Source organism: Halobacteroides halobius DSM 5150 (assembly GCF_000328625.1).
In the GTDB taxonomy this organism is placed as follows: Bacteria; Bacillota; Halanaerobiia; order Halobacteroidales; family Halobacteroidaceae; genus Halobacteroides; species Halobacteroides halobius.
Map to the genome: position 1 here is coordinate 1,679,742 of NC_019978.1, position 26,534 is coordinate 1,706,275.

26 protein-coding genes, 1 tRNA gene and 1 other annotated feature are annotated in these 26,534 nt (G+C 31.6%); of the genes, 3 read left to right on the plus strand and 24 right to left on the minus strand.

The genetic code is table 11. The features are described 5' to 3' along the window. Positions 1-47 precede the first annotated feature (47 nt). From pulA to HALHA_RS08145, 3 genes are all read right to left on the minus strand, one after another. Positions 48-2,732: a type I pullulanase gene (gene pulA, locus HALHA_RS08135; RefSeq protein WP_015327314.1), complete on the minus strand. Its 2,685-nt coding sequence runs from the start codon at positions 2,730-2,732 to the stop codon at positions 48-50. 111 nt (positions 2,733-2,843) lie between these two features. Then, positions 2,844-4,604: a GGDEF domain-containing protein gene (locus HALHA_RS08140; RefSeq protein ID WP_015327315.1), complete on the minus strand. Its 1,761-nt coding sequence runs from the start codon at positions 4,602-4,604 to the stop codon at positions 2,844-2,846. 131 nt (positions 4,605-4,735) lie between these two features. Then, positions 4,736-5,710, minus strand: a complete 975-nt coding sequence (locus tag HALHA_RS08145; RefSeq protein WP_015327316.1) for a YeiH family protein — start codon at positions 5,708-5,710, stop codon at positions 4,736-4,738. A 129-nt stretch (positions 5,711-5,839) separates the two neighbouring features. On the opposite strand from HALHA_RS08145, the gene HALHA_RS08150 reads away from it, so the two are divergent. Further along, positions 5,840-6,733, plus strand: a complete 894-nt coding sequence (locus HALHA_RS08150; RefSeq protein ID WP_015327317.1) for a LysR family transcriptional regulator — start codon at positions 5,840-5,842, stop codon at positions 6,731-6,733. Between the two features lie 22 nt (positions 6,734-6,755). Here HALHA_RS08150 and HALHA_RS08155 read toward each other — a convergent pair whose 3' ends face one another. The 9 genes from HALHA_RS08155 to HALHA_RS08190 all read right to left on the minus strand — a co-directional run bounded on the left by HALHA_RS08155 (position 6,756) and on the right by HALHA_RS08190 (position 14,026). Next, a complete protein-coding gene (locus HALHA_RS08155; protein WP_015327318.1) occupies positions 6,756-8,756 on the minus strand; it encodes a 5'-nucleotidase C-terminal domain-containing protein in 2,001 nt (666 codons plus the stop codon). Positions 8,757-8,786: 30 nt separating this feature from the next. Then, positions 8,787-11,126, minus strand: coding sequence for a 5'-nucleotidase C-terminal domain-containing protein (locus HALHA_RS13045; protein WP_015327319.1), 2,340 nt, complete (start codon positions 11,124-11,126; stop codon positions 8,787-8,789). A gap of 18 nt (positions 11,127-11,144) precedes the next feature. Then, a complete protein-coding gene (locus HALHA_RS08165) occupies positions 11,145-11,345 on the minus strand; it encodes a hypothetical protein (protein WP_015327320.1) in 201 nt (66 codons plus the stop codon). A gap of 142 nt (positions 11,346-11,487) precedes the next feature. After that, positions 11,488-11,847, minus strand: coding sequence for a hypothetical protein (locus HALHA_RS08170; RefSeq protein WP_015327321.1), 360 nt, complete (start codon positions 11,845-11,847; stop codon positions 11,488-11,490). A 70-nt stretch (positions 11,848-11,917) separates the two neighbouring features. Continuing rightward, positions 11,918-12,475 carry a hypothetical protein gene (locus tag HALHA_RS08175; protein WP_015327322.1) on the minus strand — a complete coding sequence of 186 codons (558 nt, stop codon included), beginning with the start codon at positions 12,473-12,475 and terminating at the stop codon, positions 11,918-11,920. 62 nt (positions 12,476-12,537) lie between these two features. Then, positions 12,538-12,906, minus strand: coding sequence for a YccF domain-containing protein (locus tag HALHA_RS08180; RefSeq protein ID WP_015327323.1), 369 nt, complete (start codon positions 12,904-12,906; stop codon positions 12,538-12,540). A 156-nt stretch (positions 12,907-13,062) separates the two neighbouring features. Continuing rightward, positions 13,063-13,140, minus strand: a tRNA-Arg gene (locus HALHA_RS08185). 120 nt (positions 13,141-13,260) lie between these two features. Next, entirely contained in the window at positions 13,261-13,383 is a 123-nt protein-coding gene (locus HALHA_RS13845; RefSeq protein ID WP_015327324.1) for a hypothetical protein, read from the minus strand. Between the two features lie 241 nt (positions 13,384-13,624). Then, positions 13,625-14,026, minus strand: coding sequence for a hypothetical protein (locus HALHA_RS08190; RefSeq protein ID WP_015327325.1), 402 nt, complete (start codon positions 14,024-14,026; stop codon positions 13,625-13,627). Between the two features lie 191 nt (positions 14,027-14,217). Between HALHA_RS08190 and HALHA_RS13495 the strand changes: the two genes are divergently transcribed. After that, positions 14,218-14,367 carry a hypothetical protein gene (locus HALHA_RS13495; protein ID WP_156801227.1) on the plus strand — a complete coding sequence of 50 codons (150 nt, stop codon included), beginning with the start codon at positions 14,218-14,220 and terminating at the stop codon, positions 14,365-14,367. A 37-nt stretch (positions 14,368-14,404) separates the two neighbouring features. Here the strand turns inward: HALHA_RS13495 and HALHA_RS08200 are convergent, their stop codons facing one another. The 10 genes from HALHA_RS08200 to aroF form a co-directional block, all read right to left on the minus strand. After that, on the minus strand, positions 14,405-14,800 hold the full coding sequence (locus HALHA_RS08200) for a hypothetical protein (RefSeq protein WP_015327327.1): 396 nt from the start codon (positions 14,798-14,800) through the stop codon (positions 14,405-14,407). A gap of 157 nt (positions 14,801-14,957) precedes the next feature. Further along, complete coding sequence (locus tag HALHA_RS08205) at positions 14,958-15,344, minus strand: hypothetical protein (protein ID WP_015327328.1); 387 nt, start codon at positions 15,342-15,344, stop codon at positions 14,958-14,960. A gap of 64 nt (positions 15,345-15,408) precedes the next feature. After that, positions 15,409-16,566, minus strand: a complete 1,158-nt coding sequence (locus HALHA_RS08210; protein ID WP_015327329.1) for a YkvI family membrane protein — start codon at positions 16,564-16,566, stop codon at positions 15,409-15,411. 56 nt (positions 16,567-16,622) lie between these two features. Then, a complete protein-coding gene (locus HALHA_RS08215; RefSeq protein WP_015327330.1) occupies positions 16,623-17,771 on the minus strand; it encodes an amidohydrolase in 1,149 nt (382 codons plus the stop codon). Between the two features lie 13 nt (positions 17,772-17,784). After that, on the minus strand, positions 17,785-18,528 hold the full coding sequence (locus HALHA_RS08220; protein ID WP_015327331.1) for an MBL fold metallo-hydrolase: 744 nt from the start codon (positions 18,526-18,528) through the stop codon (positions 17,785-17,787). A gap of 31 nt (positions 18,529-18,559) precedes the next feature. After that, the gene (locus tag HALHA_RS08225; RefSeq protein WP_015327332.1) at positions 18,560-19,459 is read right to left on the minus strand and encodes a hypothetical protein; all 900 of its coding nucleotides are present in this window, start codon (positions 19,457-19,459) and stop codon (positions 18,560-18,562) included. A 344-nt stretch (positions 19,460-19,803) separates the two neighbouring features. Then, positions 19,804-20,307, minus strand: coding sequence for a L,D-transpeptidase family protein (locus tag HALHA_RS08235; RefSeq protein ID WP_015327333.1), 504 nt, complete (start codon positions 20,305-20,307; stop codon positions 19,804-19,806). A gap of 135 nt (positions 20,308-20,442) precedes the next feature. Continuing rightward, positions 20,443-22,380 (minus strand): methyl-accepting chemotaxis protein, encoded by a 1,938-nt coding sequence (locus HALHA_RS08240; protein ID WP_015327334.1) that lies wholly within the window; start codon positions 22,378-22,380, stop codon positions 20,443-20,445. A gap of 194 nt (positions 22,381-22,574) precedes the next feature. Beyond that, complete coding sequence (larAH6, locus tag HALHA_RS08245) at positions 22,575-23,828, minus strand: nickel-dependent malate racemase, LarAH6 family (protein ID WP_015327335.1); 1,254 nt, start codon at positions 23,826-23,828, stop codon at positions 22,575-22,577. A gap of 21 nt (positions 23,829-23,849) precedes the next feature. Then, entirely contained in the window at positions 23,850-24,659 is an 810-nt protein-coding gene (aroF, locus tag HALHA_RS08250) for a 3-deoxy-7-phosphoheptulonate synthase (RefSeq protein ID WP_015327336.1), read from the minus strand. A 75-nt stretch (positions 24,660-24,734) separates the two neighbouring features. Next, positions 24,735-24,980, minus strand: a binding site (T-box leader). Between the two features lie 105 nt (positions 24,981-25,085). On the opposite strand from aroF, the gene HALHA_RS08255 reads away from it, so the two are divergent. Further along, positions 25,086-25,373: a hypothetical protein gene (locus HALHA_RS08255; RefSeq protein ID WP_015327337.1), complete on the plus strand. Its 288-nt coding sequence runs from the start codon at positions 25,086-25,088 to the stop codon at positions 25,371-25,373. Positions 25,374-25,391: 18 nt separating this feature from the next. Here the strand turns inward: HALHA_RS08255 and HALHA_RS08260 are convergent, their stop codons facing one another. Both HALHA_RS08260 and nrdR read right to left on the minus strand, forming a co-directional pair. Then, positions 25,392-26,036 (minus strand): hypothetical protein, encoded by a 645-nt coding sequence (locus HALHA_RS08260; protein ID WP_015327338.1) that lies wholly within the window; start codon positions 26,034-26,036, stop codon positions 25,392-25,394. An 11-nt stretch (positions 26,037-26,047) separates the two neighbouring features. Continuing rightward, on the minus strand, positions 26,048-26,500 hold the full coding sequence (gene nrdR, locus HALHA_RS08265) for a transcriptional regulator NrdR (RefSeq protein WP_015327339.1): 453 nt from the start codon (positions 26,498-26,500) through the stop codon (positions 26,048-26,050). Between the last annotated feature and the right edge of the window lie 34 nt (positions 26,501-26,534).

Below are 26,534 nucleotides of genomic sequence, written 5' to 3' on the forward strand. Positions count from 1 at the left end.
CTATATACAAAAAAGGCTCTGGATATCCAGAGCCTTTTAAATAAAACTTAATTATGCAGTACAACAGCTGCTATAGCTGGAACCTTAACTTTACCATCTTTAACTTCAACTGCTGTATCTGTCAATTCTTTAACTCCTGCCTGATTACCATCAACTACTACCTTCCAGCTAGAGTCAACATCAGACAGACTTATTGTTTTAGCAGTACGATTACTGTTATAAATTACAATAATCTCATCCCACTTATCTGTTCCATTTTGTTCTGCTAACTTATAAGCTACAACATTATTCTTAGTCGAATTAAGAAATGTAATTCCTTTATTAATCTCTTTCATTGTCTCCATTCTAAATGCATCATGCTTCATTCTTAACTTAATTAATCCTTGGTAATAATCAACAACATCTGCATACTTTTCTGTTCGTGACCAATCAATCATGTTAACTGAATCGCCAGAATCATAACTATTATGATCTACCCCATGTTTTCGATCAGTATTTGGCTTACTTCTTAACATCTCAGCTCCAGCATGTAAGAATGATCTACCTTGAGCAGTAAAAATCATAGCTGCAGCTAATTTATCAATTCGTTTTCTTTCTTCTAAAGTTGCATTTGGAGTAGAACCTACAACTTTATCCCATAGAGTATAGCCATCATGACATGTTACATAACTTGTCACCTCTGCTGGGTCATCAGCAAATCGATTATATTCTTCTTCATTAACAGGTATCTCTGAATTAAATTTATCCATCCCAGCGATTACACCTGCACGCACAAGAGCCTCTTTACCAGCTACTCCTTGAATAAAACCACCTTCATTTAAAGGAGAAGCATAAGACTGATGTTTAATTGCATCTCGGTAGCTATCATTAAACATACCTGTTCCAAATTTAATCTCTAATAGGCTATGCTCTTTGCCCGATCCTTTAATATATTCTCTCTCTTCCGATAAAGTAGTTGGCATATTCCAACCTTCACCATGAATCACAGCATTAGGATTAATCTTTTTAATAGCTCGATCTACTAACCTCATTGTCTTTTCATCATGAATTCCCATTAAGTCAAAACGGAACCCATCAATATTATACTCTTCCACCCAATAAGTTGTTGAATCAATAATCAATTTTCTCATCATAGCTCTCTCAGAGGCAGTCTCATTACCACAGAATGATGCATTACTTAATGTTCCATCAGCTTTATGACGATAATAATAATTTGGAACAATTGGTGCAAAGATATCAGTATTAGCAGTATGATTATATACTACATCCAACATAACCCCAATACCAGCATCATGTAAGGCTTGCACTAACTTCTTAAGTTCTTTTACTCTTAAATGTGGCTTAGATGGATCTTGAGAGTACCACCCTTCTGGAGTAAAGTAATTATGTGGATCATAACCCCAGTTATAATTAGCTTCTCCCTTACTACCTTTTTTCTCAAATGACTTATTAAACTCATTTCCATAATAGAAGTTAAGCACTGGTAATAACTGGACATGCGTTACTCCTAATTTTTTAAGATATGGAATCTTTTCGATGAAACCAGTATAAGTTCCTCGTTTTTCCTTTGCTACACCAGACTCAGGATCACTAGTAAAATCACGTACTGAAACCTCATAAATTACTACATCTTCTGGATCTTCAATATTGACATACTCTCTTTCTTCCCAACCTTTAGGATCAGTTTCTTCTAAATCAACAACTGCTGCTTTTCCAATCTTATCAGTGTTACTATTAAATCCTGCCATTGATTTAGCATACGGATCCAGAATTGTTTTTGTCTTACCATTATTAGTTACATCATACTGGTAAAATTCCTCTTTTAAATCACCAGCAATAGTTACAGACCAAACACCTTTATTATTTTTATTTGCTTTTACTATCTTATACGGCTTTTGGTCAGCACCATCTTTAAATAACTTTAATTTAACTTGAGAAGCAAGTGGTGCCCATAACTTGAATGTTGTTTCTTGCGGACTGTACAAAGCACCTAACTTACCATCATAAGCATATGCTTTATCAATCACCTGTGCACTTAAAGTAGTTTTACTACTTATATCACCAGATTTTACCTTATAATCTTTGTTATAATCTAACTTATTTTTAGTCCTAATTACATATTTAGGTGCTTTTGATCTATCAATTTTAGCAATATCAACTAATTTACCATTATTTTTAACCTCGATCTTATCAACAGGCATTTTAAAACTAACCTCAATAGTTTGTTGACCTTTAATCATTGCCTGTTCAATCTTATTAGTTGCTCTTGCTTTAGCTTTTTCCTTACTTAAATACTCTTTAATATCACCTGAAACTGTCCAAATTTCCTTATTTTTATTTGGATTAGGATAAGTACGATCTCCATTTGGATCCTTCTTATTACCCTTATGGATAATAAAATTCAACTTACCCTTGCCACTATAAGGAATATCCCAGTAAGCTCCATACTCATTAAAACCTGTGATTTTTAAAGGTTTCCCCCAGCTGACTTTAGGACCAGCATATCCTTTACCCCACACATGAAGTCCCCAACCATCATAGTTATCATCAAAACGCTTATAATGAATTCTAACAGAACCTTTCGGAACTGCTTTAGACTTGACTTCTTGCTTCTGAACCTTTTTCTCTTTAATTGGCCCTGAAGACATTGCATCTACTTGTAAACCTGAACCTAAAACTATAAACATAAGCAATACAGTTGAAATGAAAAATCTACTTTTGGCATTAAACAAAGTAACCCCTCCTGTGAAATCGTTTGCACTTTATATAGGGTTATATACTTATATGCTACTATTATATTTAGACACTCATCTCTTAATTCCTGCTTTATTTTTAAAAAATATCTAATCAGTTCTCCTATCCTTCATATAATTACTACCTGGTTTAGCTTTAACACATTTTTTAACTTCAGCTGCTATATCACTAACCTGTAAAGGACTAGAAATTTCTCTCTCTTTATTAGTTACAATAGCTATAGATAGACTAGTTAATGGTACTTCCTTTCTTTTCCCTTGCCTATCTTTTCCTACAAAACAGCCTCGCTTCTTATCTTTAGCATTGAAAAACTGGTCAATATTTTCTTCAAATCTATTAATAATCTCTTGACTAATCTCTTTAGCTTGATCTGGAGTAGTAATAACCACAAAATCATCTCCACCTATATGACCAACAAAATCATCTTTATAGCCTAGTTTAGATACTACATTAAATAATATTTTAGAAGTATATTTTATTATCTGGTCTCCACTTTGGTATCCGTAACAATCATTATAAATCTTAAAATTATCTAAATCGGCATATAAAACAGCAAATTCTCTTCCTGCTTCTATTCTACTTGAAATTTCTTGTTTAATAATTCGGTTACCTGGTAGCTTAGTTAATGGGTTTAAATTCTTAGCTTGTTCTAAATGTTTAGTTGTTAATTCCTTTAGTATTTCTTTTGTTGCAACGACCCCTAGATATTGATCATCTTTAGTTACAATTATAGATTGATACAACCTATTTGATCCCTTCTCCGTAATTAATTGAGCAACTTCAACCGTTGAAGTATTAAGATTGACCACTAAAAGATCTGTATTCATAATACTTTTAACAATTTTACTCTCTAGGATCGTATGATCATACTTTTCACCTGATTGAAAATAAAAATTATCCCTCCTAATTAATCCAACTGGTTTTTTATCTTCTATAACTACTATACTATTTAATCCTGGATTAGTCTCAAAAATATCTACTATAACGTGATTTTTAGTAGTAGGTTTAACTGTTGCTACATTTTCTGTTGTAGCTAAAGAATTAATAGTATCCCCCACTCCTAGAGAATTATATATATCTTTATTTTTAGTAGTAATTTTATTGCTAATCTCCAATTTATCCGTTACATCTGGATTTGGTCTAGCTATTAAGTAACCTTGACCATAATCAACCCCCATTTCTATTAAAGTATCTAGTTCTTCTTCTCTTTCTATTCCTTCTGCTATTACCTGTGAATTTATTTCATCAGCAAATTTAACAAAAGATTTCAATAAGGCTTTTTTAACTGGATCTCGATCTATATTACTAACTAAAGAACGGTCTAGCTTAATATAATTATAAGGAATAGAAACAATTGATTGCAATCCAGAATACCCTGCTCCTGTATCATCAATAGCGACTTTATAACCTTGTTCTTGATAATTATCTAGAGCTAATTTAAAGCCTTGTAAATCATCTATAGAAGTCTCTTCTGTTAATTCCATTACTACCTCTTTTTGTGAAATAGAAAACTGATTAATAATTTCTTCTGTATTTTCAATTTCAGCTCCTTGCTCACAAATAACGCCTGGATCTACATTAATAAAAATTGTATAATCATCATCTAATTTCTGTGCACTTAATAGAGCCTGTTCTCTACATATTCTTCCTAAATCTGATAATTGATTAAACTCTTTAGCAGCTTTAAACAAATGGTAAGGACTCTCTAAAATACTTCCTTGGGGCCCTCGACTTAAAATTTCATATCCTAATATATCACCAGTTTTTAAACTAATAATTGGTTGAAATACCGACCTAATCTGTTTATTATTTATTATTTTATTAAGTTGTTGTGCTATTTTTTCTGTCACTTTATTATTTCACCACCTAGTAAAAAAGAATTATTGAAAGTAAATTTATATTTTCCCTTTACTAGTATGGTTATTTCTACAATTATAACTAAAATACCTTTCTTATGGTAAAGAATTATGGAATGATTAAGTTAGTAAATGAAATATATTAAGCTTATTATTAATATTAACTGACTTATAAAAACTAATCCTCCGGTTAATAAAGCTTTTGGCCCTTGGTTAATTAAACTAGTTAGTTTAATCTCTAAACCTATTGCTGTCATAGCAATAGTTAATAAAATTTTACTAAAGTTCTGTAAGTAACTACTAACTATTACTGGTAATAAATTAAAACTCCCTACTAAACTAAACACAAAAAAGCCAATAATAAAAAATGGAATAGTTACTTTACTCTCTTTTTTAGTCTCTTGATTAGTAAATAAACTTAATAATAGAACTATTGGCCCTAGCATTAAGATCCGGCCCATTTTAATTACTGTAGCTAAATTACCGATCCTTTCATTAATAGAAAATCCAGCTGCTACAACCTGGCCTACTGCTTGCAATGTCCCTCCAATCATTATACTACTTTCTGCTTCTGCTAAATTTAATAAATAAGTTAATACAGGTAATAAAAAAATCCCTAATGTTCCTAATAAATTAACTACCCCAATTGATAAACCAATCTCTTCTTCATCTTGGGCTATTAAAGGTGCTGTAGCACCAATAGCTGATGAACCACAAACCCCATTTCCTATTCCCAATAGTAGACTAAAGCTACGAGACAGTCCGAAATATTGCCCCCACAAATAGCCTAAAGATATTGTAGCAACCACCATTATAATAATTATTAACACAGCTGCTAAACCTAATTGAGCTAAAATAGCCAACTGTAATTTTAAACCCATAAGTATAATAGCTAAGGAAAGTATTTTCTTTTTAGCAAAATATACTCCGGAAGTATAAGTAGAATTTACTCCCAAGGTATTCTTTATTAATGCCCCACATAAAATAGCTAATGTTACCCCTCCTAAATTAGGAATCCAATTAGCTAAATATCTAGCTGATAATCCAATTATTATTGTTAATAGTACACCCGGTGTTTTTTTACTGATTTTCCCTTTCATTGTATCACTCCTGTAGTACTTTATAATTGAACTTACTTAAACTACTTCTATTTTAATATCTAACTTGATATTAGTAAAATAATATAATATTATAAAACCTATAACCTTTTACTTATAAGGAGCGATAAAATGAATCTTAGACAACTAAAAATATTTAAAAAAGTCTGCCAAACAGGTACTATGTCACAAGCAGCTGATCAAATGTATATTACTCAGCCTGCTATTAGTCAAACTATCTCTGATTTAGAAAGTAAACTAGAAGTGAAATTATTTGAAAGATTAAATCAAAAATTAGTTCTAACTTATGCCGGAAAAATATTATTAGAATATAGCAATAAAATATTACTCTTAGTTGATGAAGTAGAAAATAGTATCGAGGGTATTTCTAATCTAAAGCAAGGAAAATTAAGGATCGGAGCTAGCATGACAATTGGTACCTACTTATTACCAAACATAATTAATCAATTTAATAACGAATATAAAAGTATTGAAATCAATCTTACCATTGATAATAGTAGCATTATTGAGGAGTTAATTCTAGATAATCAAATTGATATTGGGTTGGTAGAAGGGCCAACCCAAAGCAAAGATATTACTACAGATTCTTTTTTTGTTGACCACTTAAACCTAGTCTGTTCTCCTCAACATAGATGGGCCAACCAAAAACTAATCACACCAACTCAATTTCATAATGAGTCCTTTATTATGAGAGAAGAGGGAAGTGGTACTCGAGAAGTTATAGAGGATATTTTAGCTAAACATAAACTCTCCTACAAAATTAAACATGTTCTTAATAACATAGAAGCCATTAAAAAAGCAGTTTCAGCTAATATTGGGATTTCTGTACTACCTAAAATAGCAATTCAAGAAGAAATTGACGCAGGAGAACTGGTCACAGCCAAGATAAAAGATATTAACTTCATTCGCAAATTTAGTTTAATTCACCATCAAGACAAATATAAATCTAAGTTATTTAAAAAATTCATTAGTTATCTAAAAGAAAAAGCAAGCACAAAAAAATAGAGGGGTCTCCCCCTCTATAGTCTTAATTTGATGGTATTTTAACTTTTTGTCCTGGGATTATTAAACTAGGATTTTCAATTTGGTTAAGATCAATAATAGTCTCTACTGTTATCTTATAATCTTGAGCAATTTCACTTAGTGTATCACCAGATTTGATAGTATAAGTTTTATAATATATAGCATCAACTAACTCTACTAGTTGGCCTAATGTTAGTTTTTGACTAACCTTTTTCTTAAACAATCTCTTTACTATATTAATAAATTGCTTTTGCTTTACTTGTTGAGCCAAATTAATACTAGCTGCATTCCAAGATCTATTCTTAGCTGGTATCTTAAGAATATCATGCTTTAATAATCTAAGAGCTTCTTCTCTAGCTGGCTCTTCTAAGCTGGCCCCAGTAATCTTCCAATTATTATCTACTAGTGGCTTAATTGTTTCCTTGGCTTTGATATACTTAATAATAAAGTCCCGAATTGCAGTTTTAGATTTAAAGTAAGGTTCTTGATCAATGATACCTAAACTTTTAAGACCATTATAACGATAATTATTAACAGCTAATTTAAATGTTTGATCATCTCGTACTGGCTTCCCATTATAAGTAAGATCAACTATTCTTTCTCCTGCTGGTTTAGAAATATCAATCTTATATTCAACTCCTGCAAACATATCATAATTATATCCTGGAATCTCTGGAGCAAAGCTAATTGTAATATCACCAGGCTGATAAGTGTTATAATAACGAGCTGACCATTCCATATATTCTTTTAACTCTTTTCCAGTAACTTTAACTCCATATAAAGTATTGGAGTATTTATAAATTAAAGCAGCATCTTTAATACTTACTGGTCCCTTTTTAATATTAGATTTAGTATCAAATAAAGCTGCAGAAGAAATATCTGCATCAGCATACTTTAATTGAACTCTATTAATTAAATCAAGCAAAGCAGTATCTTGAATTTGAGCCACTGGAATACCCTCAATTTCATTTTCAGGAACAAAATCTCCTGTAGCAAATCCAATTGGTGTATTTACATAATCTATTGTCTCTTGATGATAGTAATTTGCTATTTCTGCAATCTCAGGATCTACTTTTACCTTCTTAGTTTCTAAATGAGTAGCCTTTTTACTAACAACAGTCCAGTCTCCTTGCTTCTTAACCAGATTTAGATCTACCTTACTTACTTGTTCCCCTGAGTCTTTAGGTGCTACAACTAAAACATCATTAATTCTTTCTTTGACTGTAACGTGATCATGACCAATAAATATAGCAGCTAACTCTGGATTCTCTTTAGCAACTTTACTTACTTTATCACCACCAGTTTTATGTCCTCTCCCTTCTAATCCAGCATGGGCCAAGGCAATAATAATATCTGCACCTTGTTGCTTAATTTCTGGTATAAACTCTTGAGCAACCTTGCTCATGCCTTTAAACTTCAAACTAGCTACTTTAGATCCATCCCACCGTGGAATATTGGGTGTAGTTAAACCTAAAATCCCTACTTTTATTCCACCAACTTCTTTAATAGTATAAGGCTTAACAAACAATTCGTTATTCTTTTTGTATCTAATATTAGCAGACAAAACAGGGAATTCAGCTTGTGACTTAATCCTATTTAAAGTTTTTAATCCATAATTAAACTCATGGTTTCCTAAAACCCAAGCGTCATAGCCCATATGGTTCATAACCTTCATCATAGGATGTTTTACATCTTTACGATCTTTAAAAATACTAGCTAAAGTATTTCCTTGAATCATGTCTCCTGAATCAACTAATAGAGTATTAGGATTCTTAGCTCTAATATCTTCAACAATACTGGCAACTTTAACTAATCCTTTATCTTCTTCTTTCTCTCCTGTCTTATAGGCCCAAGGGTAAAGGCTACCATGAATATCACCAGTCTGTAAAATAGTAATTGTCTTTTTTGGAGCTGCTTGAATTCTAACATTTAAAATACCAACTAAAATAAAAGCTAAAGTTAAAGCAATAACTAAAAATTTAGACTTAAATCTACTCTTTAACATAAAATCTCCCCTTTCTCTAACTTGATAAATTTATCTAATCTCTACTCTTACTTCAGCTATCTTACTACCAACTTCCTTTATGGCTGTTAGGTAATCTATAAGAATCTCCTCTTCTGTTTGCTCAGTGGTTTTAATTACTGTTACATTTTCTGCTCCTACTGCTTTTTGATAATAACCAAATTTATAATTATTTAATCCCATTGTATACTCTTTATCTACTTTAATAGGCTCTCCATTAACATACGCCTTAATATCAGTGATTGTCCCTTTACTATTTTCAATTAAATCATAAGTCAGTCCAGATACTTGAGTTGCTACTCCTGTTACATATTGTGCTTGGGCTAATAACATCTTCTCTAAATTTGCTCCTGTAACCTTAGCTATAGTTACTTTATTATTGTATTTAAAACTTCCATATAACGAAGATAATGTTTCCTTATAGATTGGCCCAGCTTTAATCTCTTTATGGGCTACTAATTGATCACTAGGATACATCCCTATATCTACTCCTGTAACTTCTTTAATAGCATCAGCCATTAGATTACCTGCTGTATTAGAGCTAACTATAGGATCTCCGGTAGTAATAGCTACATCTGTACTAGCTATTGTAGTACCCTCTACCTTTTTAGTAACTTTAGTAGCAGTTCGAATAACTCCATTATAATTAATTTGATCTGTTTGTCGTTTTAAATATTCAATCAAGGTATTAGCAGTAGTAACCCCTAATGATTTTCCTATGGTATCATGCTTAAACTTATAACTATTAGCAATATATCCATTTAAACCTACAGTATATGTCTTAGACTCATTAAGTAAATTACCACTATAATCTCTTAAAGTAACACCTACAAACTCACCTAAGTTATTTGTATTAACTGTATACTTTAACCCTGATACTCTCAAATCAATTGAACCACTATGACTCTCAAAAGAGTATCTAATTAATGATTTTATTTCCTGGGGAGTCATTTCTAATTTGATCACTTTATTTCCAAAAGGATCTAATTCATATACATCTCCTACAGTTATATCTCCAGTTAAACTATCAACTCTAATTCCTCCATCATTCTGAAAAGCAAAATCTACCCCGTGCATCTTAGTTATAGCATCTGTCATTAGACTTCCTAATTCATTTTTGCCATCAATAGAACTTTCTGCTGTAGCCAATTTCTTACTAAAAAGCTCTTTCTTTTCTTTATTATAGTGATTAATCTTTGCTTGCACAGCAGAATCAGTCTCTGACACTTGACTTAAAGTGATTAATTCTGCTTCTTTATTAATCACTTTACCATCCTTTAAAGTAATTAAAACTTTACCTAGATATTGACCATCATCTCCAGCTTGAACAATCAAAGCACCATTAGTCTCTTGGGGCTTACTAGTTTTAGTATGAGTATGGCCTCCAACAATTAAATCAAATCCAGCTACTTCTTGGGCCAATCTTTTATCTTTACCATAACCTAAATGAGATAACACAATAGCTAAGTTAGTGTTTTGAGCTAAAAATTGATAGTCTTTAGCCTTAGTAACGCCACTAATAAAATCAATCCCTGCTACTTTTTTAGGATGAGTTGCTGGAATACCTGTCTCATCAACTTGAATCAATCCTAAAACACCAATAGTTAAACCGTTATCTGTCTTTAAAATTTTATAGGGGTTCGGCTGCTTAAGTATTGTGTTTGATGCATCTATATTAGCAGAAATTATAGGAAAGTTAGCTTGTTTCATTCTCCGATTTAACGTAGCCTGACCATAATCAAATTCGTGATTTCCAATAGACATCAAATCTACCCCTGCTTGATTCATTAAACTGATCATAGGATAGCCTTTTCTCCCTTTTTCTCCAGAAATCATATCGTACTGGTCAACAAGCGGATTCCCACTGAACATATCCCCCGCACTCATTAAAAATACATTATCATACTTTTTTTCTAGTTTATCTACTTCAGCTGCCAACTTACCAAAGTTAGCTATTTTCCCATGAGCATCGTTAAAGTGAAGAATAACCACTTTAGTTTTACCAGAATCATCTTTGGGCTTAGGTGTTCCTATAAAATCTAAATCCTGTCCTAATTTCGTTACTTCTATACTTTCAGGTGCAAAGGTCCATCCCTTTTTAATCGGGGTTATAATAGTTCCACTTGTTAAATTGGATTTAACCCATTTACCACTATCATTTGTTGTAGCAGTTCCATTAGCATTAGTAAAGTTTAATTTTACTCCAGTAATTCCATTTCCTCTAACATCTGTAATTTGGCCCGATAAAGTAGCCTGCTGCGCATCATTACAGCCAACTAAACTTAGAATACCAACCATTAAAATAGATAAAATAATCAGCCGCTTATTCTTAATTTTCAGAATTTTATTCATAAATAATTAGTGCCCCCTTTAAGCTCTAGACTTAATCTCTATCCTCTCTAAGCTAGATAACTCACCAGTTAACGATAATTGATTATTATCTTGATCAAAGACTACCTTCTCCCCCTTTACAACATCTTTGTAATCTGTTGGTGAATATTTCTTTATTACATCCTTTACTTGAGCACCACTAAAAATCTCAATTCTTTCAGTATTAACCTTTATCCTCATATAAGATTATCCCACCCCCTTTTGCTAGTTGCTTAAAAGATAAGTCAGAGGTCTAACAATAAACAGTAAAAAAACATCCAGTTCATCTTCATTATAATAATTTATAACATAAATGTCAATAGTTTCATTACAATTAAAGTGTTTAAATAATGAAGGTCTTTAATTTATTTATAAATTCTAATTCCTTTGCTTCCTCTAGACAAATTACAACCAATCCAGAATTATCTTTTACCTCTACCTCTTTAACCCACTCCCTTATTTTATCTCCTTGCGAAGTATAATAAGCCACTATTCTAATCTCTGTAGCTAAACAATGTTCTTTAAATTGAGCTTGAAACCCTTCTTTACTCTGCTTTTGATTTAATTTATTGATTATCATACTACTTCCATTTTTTAAGATACACTTAACTTCTTTCCATAGTCCTTCTTCTTTCCTTTTAACTTCATATCCTTCTATTAATTCTTCAGTAACTAAATTAGCTAATAAATCTTTAACTGCCATTAAAACTCCTCCCCTTTTAGATTAAATTTACATTATCATAACTATGCAAGTACAAATATGAATATTAGCTTTATATCTTATTTGATTTATCATTAATCTGTATTATAGATTCTAAATAATGGCTTGTGAATATATATTTGCTGGTAAAATATATAAAGCTAATCATTTCAAATATGGTAATTCCAACTGCACCATAAAAATATTGAGGAGTATAGTTTAGTACTTCGATATAAATTAAGGTATAATGAATCATTATAAAATAAGACAATGCCCTAGAAAAATAGTATTTCTCTTTCTTTTCTAAGGGGTCCAAATGTAAAGGAATAAAAAGATTATAAACCAATAAAGAGATATTAACTATAGGTAATAAATCTCTAAGAATAGTAGCTCCCCACCAACTATGTAAAGAGAAAAAGTTGCTCTGCCACATAAAAAAAGTTACTATTAAAAAAGTCATTGCTAGTATATTTTCTGTATTAATCATCCTAGTTGCTACAACTTTAGACAATAATACAAGTATAATCAAAAGTACTGTGAATATAAATAATGACTCTTTTACTATTAACAAGAACATTACCATTAAATAAACCAGGCCCATGATGCCAAAAATTAGTTCTAATTTATTCATAATTACCTCCTAACTAAAAATTTACTATTGATTTTTTGACATTTTGAATTTATCATGTACCTTTAGTTTTCAACTATGTCTTTGCCAAAAGGCATTAAAGATAGATAAGCAAGCTTTAAACTCTGTTTAGCAAAAGGAATACCGATTATTGTAATACCAAATATTAAAGCAGATATTAAATTGGTTACAGCTAATTCCCAACCAAAAAGAATAATCCAAATAATATTTGCTACTAAACCCAAAGAAGAGCGATTTTTATCTACTACTTTTTTACCAAAAGGAGCCAACTGCATTCTAGCAATTTTGAAACACTGTTTTCCAACCGGGATACCAATTACTGTAATTGAACAAAGTAATCCAAAAAAGAACCAGAGAATTGCCTCAATTAGCCCACCAAAAATAAACCAAATTATATTACCTAATAATCTCATTTAACGCACCCCCATACTTTTAATTAAACTTCTAATATTATTGATAAAAATTTTGATATTCATAGTCAATATTCTCTGCTCACAAATTAAAAAATACCTACTTCTTTTAATATTAAGTAGGCTAATACTAAGTTACAGATATTTAATTTTAAAAATTGGTGGGACTAGCAGGATTTGAACCTGCGACCTACAGATTAGGAGTCTGTCGCTCTATCCAGCCTGAGCTATAGCCCCCTGATATTTTACTATACTTTTTAAATATTTTTATGTATGATAGAGGGATTAATCCCTCTATCATGTTAATATATCAGTTCATGATTAATTTCTGTCTTGATTTATAATCTTATAAAATCATTAATTACCAAAGAACATATGATTTTTCTCTTCATATGATTCTTTAGCTTCTTTTACATTACTATCAATTCTTGAACCTTCTTTAACAACATTATCCAAAAAATTAAATAAACGATTCAACATAATTCAAATCACCCTTTCTTATAATCTTATAGTCTTATAATTGGTTGTACTTATATTATATGAATAAAAAGGATAAAAGTTCAAGTTCTTTTTTAAATTATTCCTGCACAGGTGCACTAATAGCAAATCTTAACTCTAAGATACCATCCTTTATAATATTTCTCTAGGTTTTATATTATCTGGTGGGTCTAGAACCTGTTCCTTATAATCAGCCCCCCCAATCAATAATTAGTTTACCATCTCAAAAAGCCACTCCTATATTATCTCCATTAACAGATTCAGGTAACTCCATTATCATAATAATAGAATTATTAAGTTCTAAATACTTAGGTTTAGGTTCTTTCACTCCTAAATCATTTAATAATTTAGGCTTATCTCCTAACTTTGCTGGAGCATTATTAGAATCATTACTTAAGTGGTCTAAAGAGCGATTAAACATGTCTCGAATATGTTCTTTTATATCCGCTTTATCAATGGCATTCGTTAACTCCTTACTTTGTTTAAAAGATTGATTCATCATATCATTAACATATTCTTTTATTTCTGTTGCATCTAATCCCTTTACTTGACCTAATGATTGATCTAAAATATCATTAATCTGACTCTGCAATTGAGATAGATCAATATCATTTTTATTTGCCAAGTCTTTAACCTCCTTGTTAACCAGATTAATCTTTAGTATACCGAATATTAACTTTAGGACTCTTGTCTTCAGTAGAGTTATTTAGGGCTTCCTTCTTTTTTTTCTTGACTACATCAATACCAAAATTATTTCCAATACTTAAAGCTCCACTTAATTCTTTAATATCAATATCATCTAAAGGAGGGATTAAAGTGGCACTTGCTGAAAATGAACCTATCATTAATTTAATAGGTGGCTTTGATATTAATAACCAACAGCCAATTGCATCATCAATTTATGACCCTGATGGACTAGATACAACCATGCCTATGGTTATGTCCCCACTCGGGCTAGAAGATTAGACTCTTTAATAAAGCCCGACTAAAGTCGGGCTTAGTTTTAATCAAGATCAACAATATTAGCGATTTCATCTGCTAGCTCATAGACATCTTGGCCCATTTGCTCTGCTATTTTATCATGGTCTCGAGTATAATCCCCTATATTAGCTACAATTTCTTCTGCTATTTCTTCGTTATAATCTACAGCATTGATTGTTCTAGCTACTATATCATCAGCCGGACTGTAATCTGCTATCCCTATATCATCAGCAATCTCATCTACTATTTCTTCATCACCAAAAACATAACTTCTTCTATCTAGAATGTCATTTACCCCTGCAGCTATTTCATCATTATTAGGCATATACCTATCTTGAGCAATAATATCCTCAACTTCTTCTTCACTAATTTCTTCTAATATTGGCATATATTCATCACTTACTTCATCTATTTCCATATTTATTCTCCTCCTTATACTTATTCTTTCCTTACAAATTAAAAAAATGCTAGAGTTTATTACTAGATAAACTAATATTTTTCTACTAACTTAAAAGAAGAAAAGCCACTTACTTTCTGGAAAATAATATTTCAGAAAGTAGTGGCTTAATTATTAATTACTCATTTTTTTGTTTACTATTATAATCTGTATTAATATCATCATCCATCTCATCTGTTATATCTTGATCAACAGAATCATAACCTGCTACATCAATATCAACATCCATTTTTTCAGCTATATTTATCTCTTCTTTAGCTTTAGCCTCTTTAGTATCATCTTCAGTTACTACATCATCTAATGGCATATTATAATCACCCATATCAACACCAGGGATAACATCCTCTGCTTGTTCATCATTTTGTGGAGTGTAATCTACCCCATTACTAAAGCCAGGAACAACATCTTCTGCTACTTCTGCACCTGCTTTATAATTATTTTCATCAGTATGAGTAAGATCTTCAATTACCTGCGTAGGACTTTGCTTAGTAATTTTATTTTTCATTTAAATATCCCTCCTTAGTTTTAATTTGTGCTTTAAACTAAGGAAAATATGCATCCAAAATTAATTATTCCTGATCTTCATCTTCATTAAGCTCAGGATCAATTTCTTCTGCTACCTCTGCATCTTGAATAGCATATTTCATGTCTGTTCCACCTTCATTACCTTGAAAATAACCTCTAAACATACCTATAGTCAACCCAGCTAACATTAATAATCCCGCATAACCAACAGCAGGATATAAATAATGAACTAAGGTGGAAAATCCAAATTGACTAGCAACCAAAGCAAGAAGACTTGTTCCAACCACATACCATTTATAAGCTGGACCATCTTGGCCAGTTAATCTAATTACAAATCCGTATAAATTACCTACCGCAGTAGTATAGATCTCTGCTATTAAAATCCCACTATAAATTATTTGTATTATCGGGCCAAATCTACTAGCTATATAAACCATTGGAATTTCATAGTTCATAACTGCTGGCATATTTAATACAATAGCTAATAAAATAGTCATTGCCCCAAGGCCTAAGCCTAAACCACCAAAGATAGCCCCTCTTTTTAAATCTTCTTTATCTTTAACTTGCTTACCTAATGGGGCCAAAATTGCTACAGCAAGCACCAAGTTATAAGATGCATAATTAACTGCAGATAAAGCCCAATTATCTATTGGCGCTTTATCTAACATCATAAAATTTAAGGCCTGTAAATTAAAGGGCCACTCTCTAATTGCAGTAAAAATAGTTACAGAAAAAACTCCAGTTAATAATATAGGAACTACAAAGCTAATCGAAGAAATAACTCCTGTAATTCCTATTAAAACTGTTAGTAACGGTAAAACAGCCATCAAAATATTACCCCAGAGTGGAGATAAACCAAACTGCTGATTAAAAATAGCCCCAGCTCCTGCAATCATAGCAGTCAAAGCTCCAAATAAAAAGAAAGTGATTACAATATCAATTATCCAACCTAACCACTTTCCTCCTGCTTCTCTAATAACTTTAACATGTGAATCTGCTTGATACTTATGTCCTAGTTTTAAAATAATATAACCATATAAAGCAAACGCAAATGTAGCTGCTAATAAACCAATAAACCCTATAAACCCATAGTACCCAAAAAACTGTAAAACTTCTTGTCCGGATGCAAAACCGGCTCCAACTACTGTTCCAATATAGGTAGCAGCTATTTTAAAAGTAGACAGACCTTTTTCTTCTGACATATAAATCACCTCCATTAACCATAGTTTGGGTTAAATAGAAGTGATTTATACTCTACTTAATTAACTTTGTCTCCATCAATTAAAACCAGATTAACCTTAGATCCAATTGCTAATGGATCTCCATTAAAGACTACTAAATCAGCATCTTTACCTTTTTCTATACTCCCAACTCTATCAGCAACTCCTAAGATTTGAGCTGGGTTAATAGTAATAGCTTTTAAAGCTTCTAATCTATCCATACCCGATTTAACAGCTAATGCAGTATAAACTAATAAACCATCAATTGGGCTAGCTGGATGATCACTCATAATAGCTACTTTAAGTCCCGCTCGTGATAGTATTCCTGGAGTTTTAAAAGTTCTATCCTTTAACTCCACTTTAATTCTACCAGTTAAAGTAGGGCCAACAACTGCTGGAAACTTAGCCTTAGCCAACTGATCAGCTATCTTATGACCAGCAGTACAGTGCTCAAGAGTCAAATCAATATCAAATTCTTCTGCAATCCTAATAATAGTCATAATATCATCAGCTTGATGAGCATGAGCTTTAAGAGGTATTTCTTTATTTAATATCTTAGTCATATTTTCTAACTTTAAGTCACGTTCAAAAGCTTTACCCTTTTTTCTAGCTACCTCCTTGCGAGCTATATAATCCTCTGTTTTCAATAAAGTTTGGCGCAATAAAGCTGCTACTGCCATTCTAGTGCTTGGTGCCTTGTTTTGTTCATTATAAACTCGTTTAGGATTTTCTCCAAGAGCTGCTTTGATTCCAACATCTTTTTTTAGGATCATATCTTCTACAGTTTGGCCCTTAGTCTTAACAACAGTACATTCCCCACCTAATACATTCGCACTACCTGGACTAACCATCGCTGTAGTAATTCCACTTTGATAAGCATCAACAAAACCTTCATCTTCAGGATTAATCCCATCAATTGCTCTTAGGTGAGGAGTAATTGGATCAGTCATTTCATTATAGTCTTGGCCCTCCCAACCAATACCTTCTTCTCCGACTCCTAGATGAGTATGAGCATCAATTATACCAGGCATAACTACTTGCCCTGCTAAATCAATTTTTTCTGCCTGCGTAGGAATATCTATGTTATCTCCTATATCTTTAATCTTACCATTTTCGATTAGAATAGACCCTGTAGCAAATATTTCTTCATTCATAGTTAAAATTTTACCATCAACTAATGCTAACATCTGCTGCCCCCTATTAATCTATTATATAAGTTTTATTTACTTGACTAACTTCTACATTAATATTTGTTTCAGGAATTTCTGCAACTATCTCCTCCTCTTGACGAGTTGATCTAAGATGGGTTAATAACATTCTTTTACTATTGGCTTCAATGCCAAAATTTACAGCTTGTTTAACTGTCATATGACCTGCTTGTTCTGCCTTTATATTCTCTTCTAACAACGTAGCTTCTATTAATAATAAGTCTGTTTTAGAGAAGAACGGAATTAAATCTTCACTCCATGCTGTATCTGCAGTATAACCTAGTACCTGTTCTCCATTACTAATCATCATCCCATAACATTCTTTAAAATGAATTGTCTTTTGAAAATTAATCTCTAATGCCCCTAATTCTAATTTTTTATTTTCATTAATTTCTTCTAAGTTATACTCTGTTCCCAATTTAGCTTGGATATAACTTAATTCAGCACCAGTCTCAAAGGGTAAATATACATCTAAAGGTTTCTCTCTTAGACCAGACTTTTGTGCAACCATTATAGCATACTGCAATGGAATTAATCCTAAAAAATGATCTGCATGTAAATGAGAAATAATAATTGCATCTAACTTATGATAATCAATTATTCCATTTAATCTTTCTAAAACTCCTTCCCCAACATCAATCAAGATATTTTGCTGCTTGGTTTGTAATAAATAACCTGAACATCCTGAACCTTCTATTGGATAAGGAGATCTATTACCTAATACAGTTAATTTCATCCTATAACCTCCTAGTTATAACCAGTATAACTTAAATATGGCTTAATTCAAATTGACTTTTCTCTTCTCCTACTAAACCGGCTAATAAATAAAGTCCAGATTTAGAATCAAATTTCAAATCTTTAAGATGAAAACCTTCTATTTTATCTGTGCTTTTAACGTGAATTCTTGGCCCAGTACAGGAATAAATATCATCTCCTATTTTAATATGTTCTTCATCATAAGCTTTAACATTAACTCCTTGTTTAATATAATTTTTAACCCTTGTTTCTGCTTTATTAATATCTATATCTAACTTCTCTGTAAACTGTAAAACAAAACCACTTTTAATATCACTATGATAATATGGATTCGGCCTATCAATCCCCATTTCCTGTAAGGCATGAATTGTTAAATCCTCAGCAGTATGAGCCATTCGTCGATTAACAATTGAGTTAAAAACAATCTTAGCTATCTCTTCTGGATATGGGCCAAAAACTCCTGGTCTAGTAATTAATACTTCTTCTCCCACCCCAATTAACATATCAGCCTTTAAATCTAATTGGGAAGCTAATAAATCGAAATGTTCAACTATTACTCTTTTTTCTTGCTGAATAGACTTTTTAATCGCTTTTGCTAATTTCCATGGTTGAGTAAAAGCAGCTTCAAAACGAGCATCAATATGATAAGTATGAGTAGTAAATTGACCTTCCTCTGCTTCAGATAATAAAGGTAACGGGCGAATATTAACCCCATGATCATCATTGGTTAATGTCAATCCTGGAAACATCCCCCGAATCAACAATGATTTCCCTGCTCCTGCATCACCTATTAAACCAATTAATTTATCCTCAGGGTCTAAATATCCTAAGGATATTTGTTTACCCAAATTCATTAATCTCTTTTTACCACGTGGAGCAAAATATACAGATTGAGCAAAGCTTGGATTCAAATAAATTACTCCTTCCTCTATAAATTTAAATTTTCTTTTATAATTATATCAAATAACTATAATTCTCAAAACAATTATAAATTATCTTACATAAAATAATAGCAAATAATAAAAGGAGGACAAAAAAGATGCTTAATATTACAATTCTAAGTCATATATTACTTTACCTGCTAATTCTGTGGGGGATAACAACTTGGGCTGGAACCATCTGGATTATATCTAAAACAAATATAGAAAAAATTAAACATACTGGAATCTATCTAGGATTTTTATTATATGAAAGCTTATTTATATTCTTCCTAATTTGGGGCAGTCTTATTTATACTCTTCTTAATAAAATATAATTATTGGGGAATCTTAAGTTTTTGACCTGGATAAATTAAATTTTTATTCTCAATTTTATTTAAATCAACAATAACATTTACTGTAGTATTAAATGAATTTGCGATTTTATATAATGTATCACCAGGTTCAACTGTATAATAAAAGAAATCTCTTGTAGTATTACTTTGACTTTTTATAATCTCTACTGGTGTTCCCACTTCTACTCTATCATAAATATACTCAGCATCCTGATTATACATTCTTACACAACCATGAGATACTGCTTGCCCGATTAACCAAGGTTGATTAGTACCATGAATACCATGCATTCTACGAGTAAATTGCATCCAACGACTTCCTAAAGCCGGATTATAAGGGTTTTTAATCTTATTTAAAATAGAAAAATTGCCAGTTGGAGTAGGCGTACTATCTTTGCCAATAGCTACAGGAAATGATCTATCTACTTGCCTACCTTGATATAAATATAATCTACGTTGATTTAAAATAATTAAAATCTTACTCATCTATCCCCTCTCCTTTCTTTTTTACTAGTATATTGCTTAAGCTATGACTTGTTAAATAATAACATAAAAATTATACTATAAATAAATTAATAGCCCCCGGGCCAAATTCCGGGGGCTATTCTTAAATATATTTATTTAAACATCAAATTTTTCAACTAAGTTTTGTAGCTCTTCAGTCATTCTAGCTAATTCTTGAGCCGAATGAGATATTTCCTGTGACATATTATCAATATCAGATACCGAATCCATTATTTGATCACTATTTTGTGCTAGATCCTGTGTTGAAGCAGATGTTTGTTGAGTGTAAGCTGAAGTATCTTGAATAGAAGAATTAATACGATTAAATACTACTCCAGTTTCTTCAGCTATTTCCTCTCCTTCTTTAGCCTTTATTTCTGCTTGTTCAACTGACTCTAAACCTTCTTTTGACTTCTTTTGAATTTGACCAATTAAATTAGCAATATTTTCAGTAGCATTTGTTGTTTCTTCCGCTAAATCTCTAATCTCATCTGCTACAACAGCAAAACCTTGTCCAGAACTACTTCCCGACCCTGACCCTGCTCTTGCAGCTTCAATTGCAGCATTTAATGCTAATAAATTAGTCTGTTCAGCTATATCACTAATCAATTCAATAATTTGATCAATCTCAGCAGAATAATCATCTAACTCTTCAATTACATCAACTGTCTCTTCTACAACTTGATTAATCTCTCCTATACTAGAAACTGTTTTTTCTATATTTTGATTTCCTGTTTCAACTTGAGAACTAGCTTCTTCTACTAAACCAGTAATTTCTTGACTACTAGCCGAAATTTGCTGTACTCCTGACATCATTTCTTCTATATTTTGTTTAGTAGTACTTATAGTAGCATTCCCTTGCTCGGCTGAAGCCGATAATTCTTCACTGTAGGAAGTTAACTCTTCAACTAAATCTAATATACTAATTACTATTTCTTTTAAATTAGTTTTCATTTGATTAAGAGTCTGAGCTAACTTTCCTATTTCATCATTTCTATTAACCTGTAAAGATGTTATATTTAAATTACCTTGCGCTACTTGTTGAGCAAATTGACTAGCAGAAACTAATGGTTTAGAAAGTCTAGTTGAAATTATTACTGCCCCAATGATAGTTATAATTGCAGTTAATAACACTACTATTAATGCTATTTTTCCTAATTTACTAAACTTTTCATTAATATCTGACTGTCTAATTACAGAAATAAATTTCCAACCTGTTTGGGGCGAAGTATACACATTAATAATTGATGGTTTTTTATCTATAATAGTTTCAAAAGATCCAGTTTTTAGATTGGAGATATTATTTAATTTTTTTACTCCCAGTTTACTTAGATTATCAAAATTCAAATTTGGTTTTTTAGGGTGAGCAAGAATCTTTCCTTGCTTAGTCGTCATAATAACATATCCTAAATCTCCTATTTTTATATCTTTAATCATGTTAGTTAGCGCCTTTAAGCTAACATCAAGCGCTTGAACTCCTATAACTTCTCCATTCTTATTTTTAACTGTTGTAGTTGTACTTAAAATAGCTGTATCATCTAAAGAAAAATAATAAGGACTAGTTCTAACAACTTCCCCTTTATTATTCATAGCTTTCTTATAATATAGCCTTTTTCTAGGGTCATAATGCTTCATTACAGAACCTTCTGGCCACTGAATATAGCCTCCATCTGTAGTTCCCATATATATATATGCTACATCAGAATGCGTCTTTGCATATCTTTTATATACATTATAAATCTTTTCTTCAATTCCCCCATTTTGAGAAGGCGTCATCTCCACGCTTTTTTCTTTATTTATATACGAACTAATAGTTTCATTTGCACTTCTTATTTTAGGATTTTGAGCTAATAAATTAACATTATTCTTTACTGTCTTAAAATAAAGGTTTATAGCATTATTTACCTGTTTAACCTTTCCTCTTGCTGATGTAATAAAAGTATCTTTTATCATTTCTTTCCCCTGCATAAAACCTAAAGTACTTAGAAAAATAATAGGTACTAAAGAAATTAACATAAATATTATAATTAATTTAGTCTTAATCCCATAATTCATATTTAATCCCCCTTTTTTTAAAAAACAATTATCGACTTATTTCCTGATAATAAATTATTAATCGCCATTTTTAGTTATTAACCATATAATTAATTATTCCTTCTTAAATAGTTTATTTTCTATTAAAAAGAAAAACCACCAAAATGGTGGTTAAATGGTAAACTAATCTTAATTTTTTAAAATAGGTATTCCCCTTAGTCACAAAGTACTGGTACAGTCAATCCACCTTGGGGCATAACAATAGTTTTATAATCTTTATTATATTGCTTGTTTGCTTGTTCTAAGGCTTGATCAAGAGATTCAGCTTTAGTAGCAAATAAAGCATCTGTAACTTCTTGGTTAAACTCAGAAATTAAAATAAATTCTTTATCCAGTACTACCTTACTAATAGCAAAGGCTTTATGTCCTCCTAAAACAAATTTTTGTTTAATTCTTTCTATATTATCTTCTGGCTTTGTGGCATCATTTAACCACTCCTCAAAGACATCCTCTCCTAATCCAGCCCTACATTCTGCTAACAAAATAATTGTCCCACCTTTTTTAACCCCAGCATTAGCATTATCAAGTGCCTTTTGAGCTTGATAGATATTAATATCTTTAGGATAACCTCCTGCACTTACAACTGCTAAATCTGCCTTTTCCTCTAGTGATACATGGTACATCTGCGCTGAAGTTTTAGTTCCTTTACGCCAAGCTTCCTCTAAATCACCAGCTACTACTTCTACTATTTCTTGTTTACTATTAGTAACTACATTCAAAATAAAATCTACCCCAACTTTATTAGCACCTTCAATCATCTCTTGACTAATTGGATTCTTCTCTATTTTAGGTAAATCCCCGATCAAATTAACCATCCGAGAGTGGTTATACTCAATTGTATCTCGACCAGCTACTCCAGGCAGTATCGACTTTCGACCACCAGAAAAACCAGCAAAATAATGAGGAGCTATCACTCCTATAGTAATCAATAAATCCGCCTCAACTACCTTTTGATTAACATATAATCTATTTCCTGAACTTAGTTTTCCTAAATCGACTAATCCATGGTCTGGATTATGAGAAACAACCTGATAATTATCAACAATCTTAGTTCCATAAATATCTCGATTCTGTTTATCAGTATGTGGCTCATGGATTCCAGTTGCAACAACAAAAGTAATCTCTTCTTTTTCTAATCCTGCCTGATGCAACTTCTCTAGCAAAGGAGGCAATAAAGTATCATAAGGTGTAGGTCGACTTACATCATTTACAACGATTACAACCTCTTTTGCTTCTTTTCTTACTGCTAATTCTTCAATAGGAAGAGAATTAATTGGATCTTCTAAACTTGCTTTAACAGCCCTTTGGGGATTGCTTAAACCATCTTCTTCATTAGGTAATAAAACTTTAGGCTGTGATAATCGATCTAAGTCCAACTCTACTTTCTCTGCTCCATACTTTAACTTCATATTTGCTCCTCCTTCTAAAACTTAAGCCAACTTTTTATTAACAACATCAGCAACCCCAGTTAAATCATGCATTAACTTAGAAAAACCTTTCATAGTTAATGATTGACCACCATCACACAACGCTTCTTCAGGATTAGGATGTATCTCTACCATAACACCATCTGCTCCAGCACTAACTCCAGCTTTAGCCAAAGGATTGACTAAATTTCTTTTACCAGTTCCATGGCTAGGGTCAATAATAATCGGTAATTTAAATTCTGCCTTAATTAAAGCAATTGCATTTAAATCTAAAGTATATCTAGTGGCTGTTTCAAAAGTTCTAATTCCTCTTTCACATAAAATAACATTAGGATTACCGTGACTGACAACATACTCCGCTGCTAATAACCACTCTTTAATTGTAGCAGCATATCCTCTCTTTAACATGACTGGAGTATCTAACTGACCTAATTTTTTTAGTAGAGCATAATTTTGCATATTTCTTGATCCAATCTGTAGTATATCAGCATATTGATTTACTAATTCTATATCTGTTGCATCTAATAATTCAGTAACTATTTTTAAACCTGTTTCTTCTCTAGCTTCTGCTAATAACTTCAACCCTTCTTCTCCTAGACCTTGGAAACTATGAGGAGATGTTCTAGGTTTAAAGGCTCCACCACGTAAAATTTGTCCTCCGCACTTTTTAACTTCTCTAGCTGCTGTTAATAATTGCTCTCTACTCTCTACAGCACATGGACCAGCCATAACGACCAAATCATTATCTCCAATTACAACATCTCCTACTTTCACTACCTCTTTATGATCCGTTAGTTCTAAATCATTTAACATATTAATCCCTCCATAAAATTAATTTTAAGCTCACTACTCACTACTCATAAATAAAAAAGACCTACCTTGCCGTCCAAATAGGACGAAACAAGATAGGTCCAGTTCCGTGATACCACCCTAAATTAATTATAAATATATAATAAATTTATAATTCACTAGTTTTGGTTAACGACATTTTGATGCCGATATAACTTACTTAATTTCAGTCATATAGCTCCAGAGTGAAATTTCAATCAAAGATTTTTAGAGATGTTTTCAGCCGGTGACATCTCCTCTCTTAAAAGTGATCTTTAACCTACTTAACTCTTTCTTAGCTGTTAGTCATCATTAAATTGTTGTTACACATTTTAACAGAAGAATCTATTTGAGTCAAGAAAAAATTAATATTTTTCATTAAATTTAACAAAATATTAACGAGGTGATTAAATGTCTTATTTAGAAGAAATTAATGAAGAAGAAACTGATGGATTCTGTTTTCAAATAAAGCATAAGTCTTTAAAACTCCCACGTGAAACCTATTTAAATAGCCTTTCCCAATACTCTAATCCATTCTCAGAAAAAGCAGTCCAACACTTGGTTGAAGATTATTTAGATTGGAAGAATGAACAAGGAGTATTAGGAATGGTTCGCATTGATGATAACTCAGATACAGTTAAAATTGATGCAGCAGTTAGATATCTAACAGACTGTAGATATAATAAGAAGCAACCATAATATTATGGTTGCTTCTTATTATATCTTATTTAAAACATGCTCTAACTTATCCATTAATTCATACCTCTGCCATTGGTTAAAAGAAGGATGAGGAATATCAGCAATAACTTCTTTGGAATCTACTACTGGATCATCAATTAAATCTAAATAACTAGTAGCAAATCTACCACAAGGAACTAAATAATTTATCTGAGGATGATCTTTTAAAGCTGTTACCAAACGTTGCTTAAAATTATTTAATACAATCTCTTTAACTAAGTTCCACTCCTGTTTTTGATGGCGTTTAGCTTTATAATTAACCCTTAACTTCTCTAAAATTTCTAAAACATCAAATTCAGATTTAGTTAAATCTTTCTTCTTTAAAGCTTGCTCTTGCATAGGAGCTGGAGATACATTCAATAACCCAAATTTCTCTAAATTATTATAATTAGCCTTATATTCTTCTTTATTAGCCACAAGTTTTCCTAAAGGTTTTTGATGCTTTGGCTCGTAGATGAATTTTGTCATTTCTAATCCTGAGTTCCCTGCTACAGGATAACCATACTTTATCTCTTGCGTATGTGGTGACTCTAAAATAAACAAAAGTTTAGTCTCTTCATCATAAATATCTTCTACAGTATACTCCTTAAAATAATCTTTCACTGCTACTGTTAAATTAGTCATCTCCCACACTCCTAATTGTTCAATAATTTATCTAGTTCTTTTCTAAAGGTTTGTATATCTTTAAATTCCCTATAAACTGAAGCAAATCTAACATAAGCTATTTCATCTAAATTACGTAAAAAATCCATTACTAGTTCTCCAATCACCGTACTATGAACTTCATTTTCCATTCTATTTTTCACTTTTTGCTCTACCGAATTAACTATTCCTTCTAACTGTTCTCTAGAAATAGGCCTTTTTTCACATGACTTCAATAAACCATTTAAAAGCTTGTTTCTATCAAATCGCTCTCTACTCCCATCTCGTTTAATAACCATAATAGGCAAGTTATCTATTCTTTCATATGTTGTATAACGCTTACCACAATCCAAACACTCTCTTCTCCTTCTAATAGTTGTATTATCTTCTGTTGCACGTGAGTCAACTACTTTACTTGCTGAGTTAGTACAGTATGGACATCTCATAATAATTCAAATTACCTGTAAAGATAATTTAATT

Bases quoted from the DNA above. Each gene is read 5' to 3' on its own strand.
- HALHA_RS08145 (WP_015327316.1), bottom strand. From the start codon at position 5,710: ATGAAAGGGAAAATCAGTAAAAAAACACCGGGTGTACTATTAACAATA.
- HALHA_RS08150 (WP_015327317.1), top strand. From the start codon at position 5,840: ATGAATCTTAGACAACTAAAAATATTTAAAAAAGTCTGCCAAACAGGT.
- HALHA_RS08155 (WP_015327318.1), bottom strand. From the start codon at position 8,756: ATGTTAAAGAGTAGATTTAAGTCTAAATTTTTAGTTATTGCTTTAACT.
- HALHA_RS13045 (WP_015327319.1), bottom strand. From the start codon at position 11,126: ATGAATAAAATTCTGAAAATTAAGAATAAGCGGCTGATTATTTTATCT.
- HALHA_RS08165 (WP_015327320.1), bottom strand. From the start codon at position 11,345: ATGAGGATAAAGGTTAATACTGAAAGAATTGAGATTTTTAGTGGTGCT.
- HALHA_RS08170 (WP_015327321.1), bottom strand. From the start codon at position 11,847: ATGGCAGTTAAAGATTTATTAGCTAATTTAGTTACTGAAGAATTAATA.
- HALHA_RS08175 (WP_015327322.1), bottom strand. From the start codon at position 12,475: ATGAATAAATTAGAACTAATTTTTGGCATCATGGGCCTGGTTTATTTA.
- HALHA_RS08180 (WP_015327323.1), bottom strand. From the start codon at position 12,906: ATGAGATTATTAGGTAATATAATTTGGTTTATTTTTGGTGGGCTAATT.
- HALHA_RS13845 (WP_015327324.1), bottom strand. From the start codon at position 13,383: ATGTTGAATCGTTTATTTAATTTTTTGGATAATGTTGTTAAAGAAGGT.
- HALHA_RS08200 (WP_015327327.1), bottom strand. From the start codon at position 14,800: ATGGAAATAGATGAAGTAAGTGATGAATATATGCCAATATTAGAAGAA.
- HALHA_RS08205 (WP_015327328.1), bottom strand. From the start codon at position 15,344: ATGAAAAATAAAATTACTAAGCAAAGTCCTACGCAGGTAATTGAAGAT.
- HALHA_RS08210 (WP_015327329.1), bottom strand. From the start codon at position 16,566: ATGTCAGAAGAAAAAGGTCTGTCTACTTTTAAAATAGCTGCTACCTAT.
- HALHA_RS08215 (WP_015327330.1), bottom strand. From the start codon at position 17,771: ATGTTAGCATTAGTTGATGGTAAAATTTTAACTATGAATGAAGAAATA.
- HALHA_RS08220 (WP_015327331.1), bottom strand. From the start codon at position 18,528: ATGAAATTAACTGTATTAGGTAATAGATCTCCTTATCCAATAGAAGGT.
- HALHA_RS08235 (WP_015327333.1), bottom strand. From the start codon at position 20,307: ATGAGTAAGATTTTAATTATTTTAAATCAACGTAGATTATATTTATAT.
- HALHA_RS08240 (WP_015327334.1), bottom strand. From the start codon at position 22,380: ATGAATTATGGGATTAAGACTAAATTAATTATAATATTTATGTTAATT.
- larAH6 (WP_015327335.1), bottom strand. From the start codon at position 23,828: ATGAAGTTAAAGTATGGAGCAGAGAAAGTAGAGTTGGACTTAGATCGA.
- aroF (WP_015327336.1), bottom strand. From the start codon at position 24,659: ATGTTAAATGATTTAGAACTAACGGATCATAAAGAGGTAGTGAAAGTA.
- HALHA_RS08255 (WP_015327337.1), top strand. From the start codon at position 25,086: ATGTCTTATTTAGAAGAAATTAATGAAGAAGAAACTGATGGATTCTGT.
- HALHA_RS08260 (WP_015327338.1), bottom strand. From the start codon at position 26,036: ATGACTAATTTAACAGTAGCAGTGAAAGATTATTTTAAGGAGTATACT.
- nrdR (WP_015327339.1), bottom strand. From the start codon at position 26,500: ATGAGATGTCCATACTGTACTAACTCAGCAAGTAAAGTAGTTGACTCA.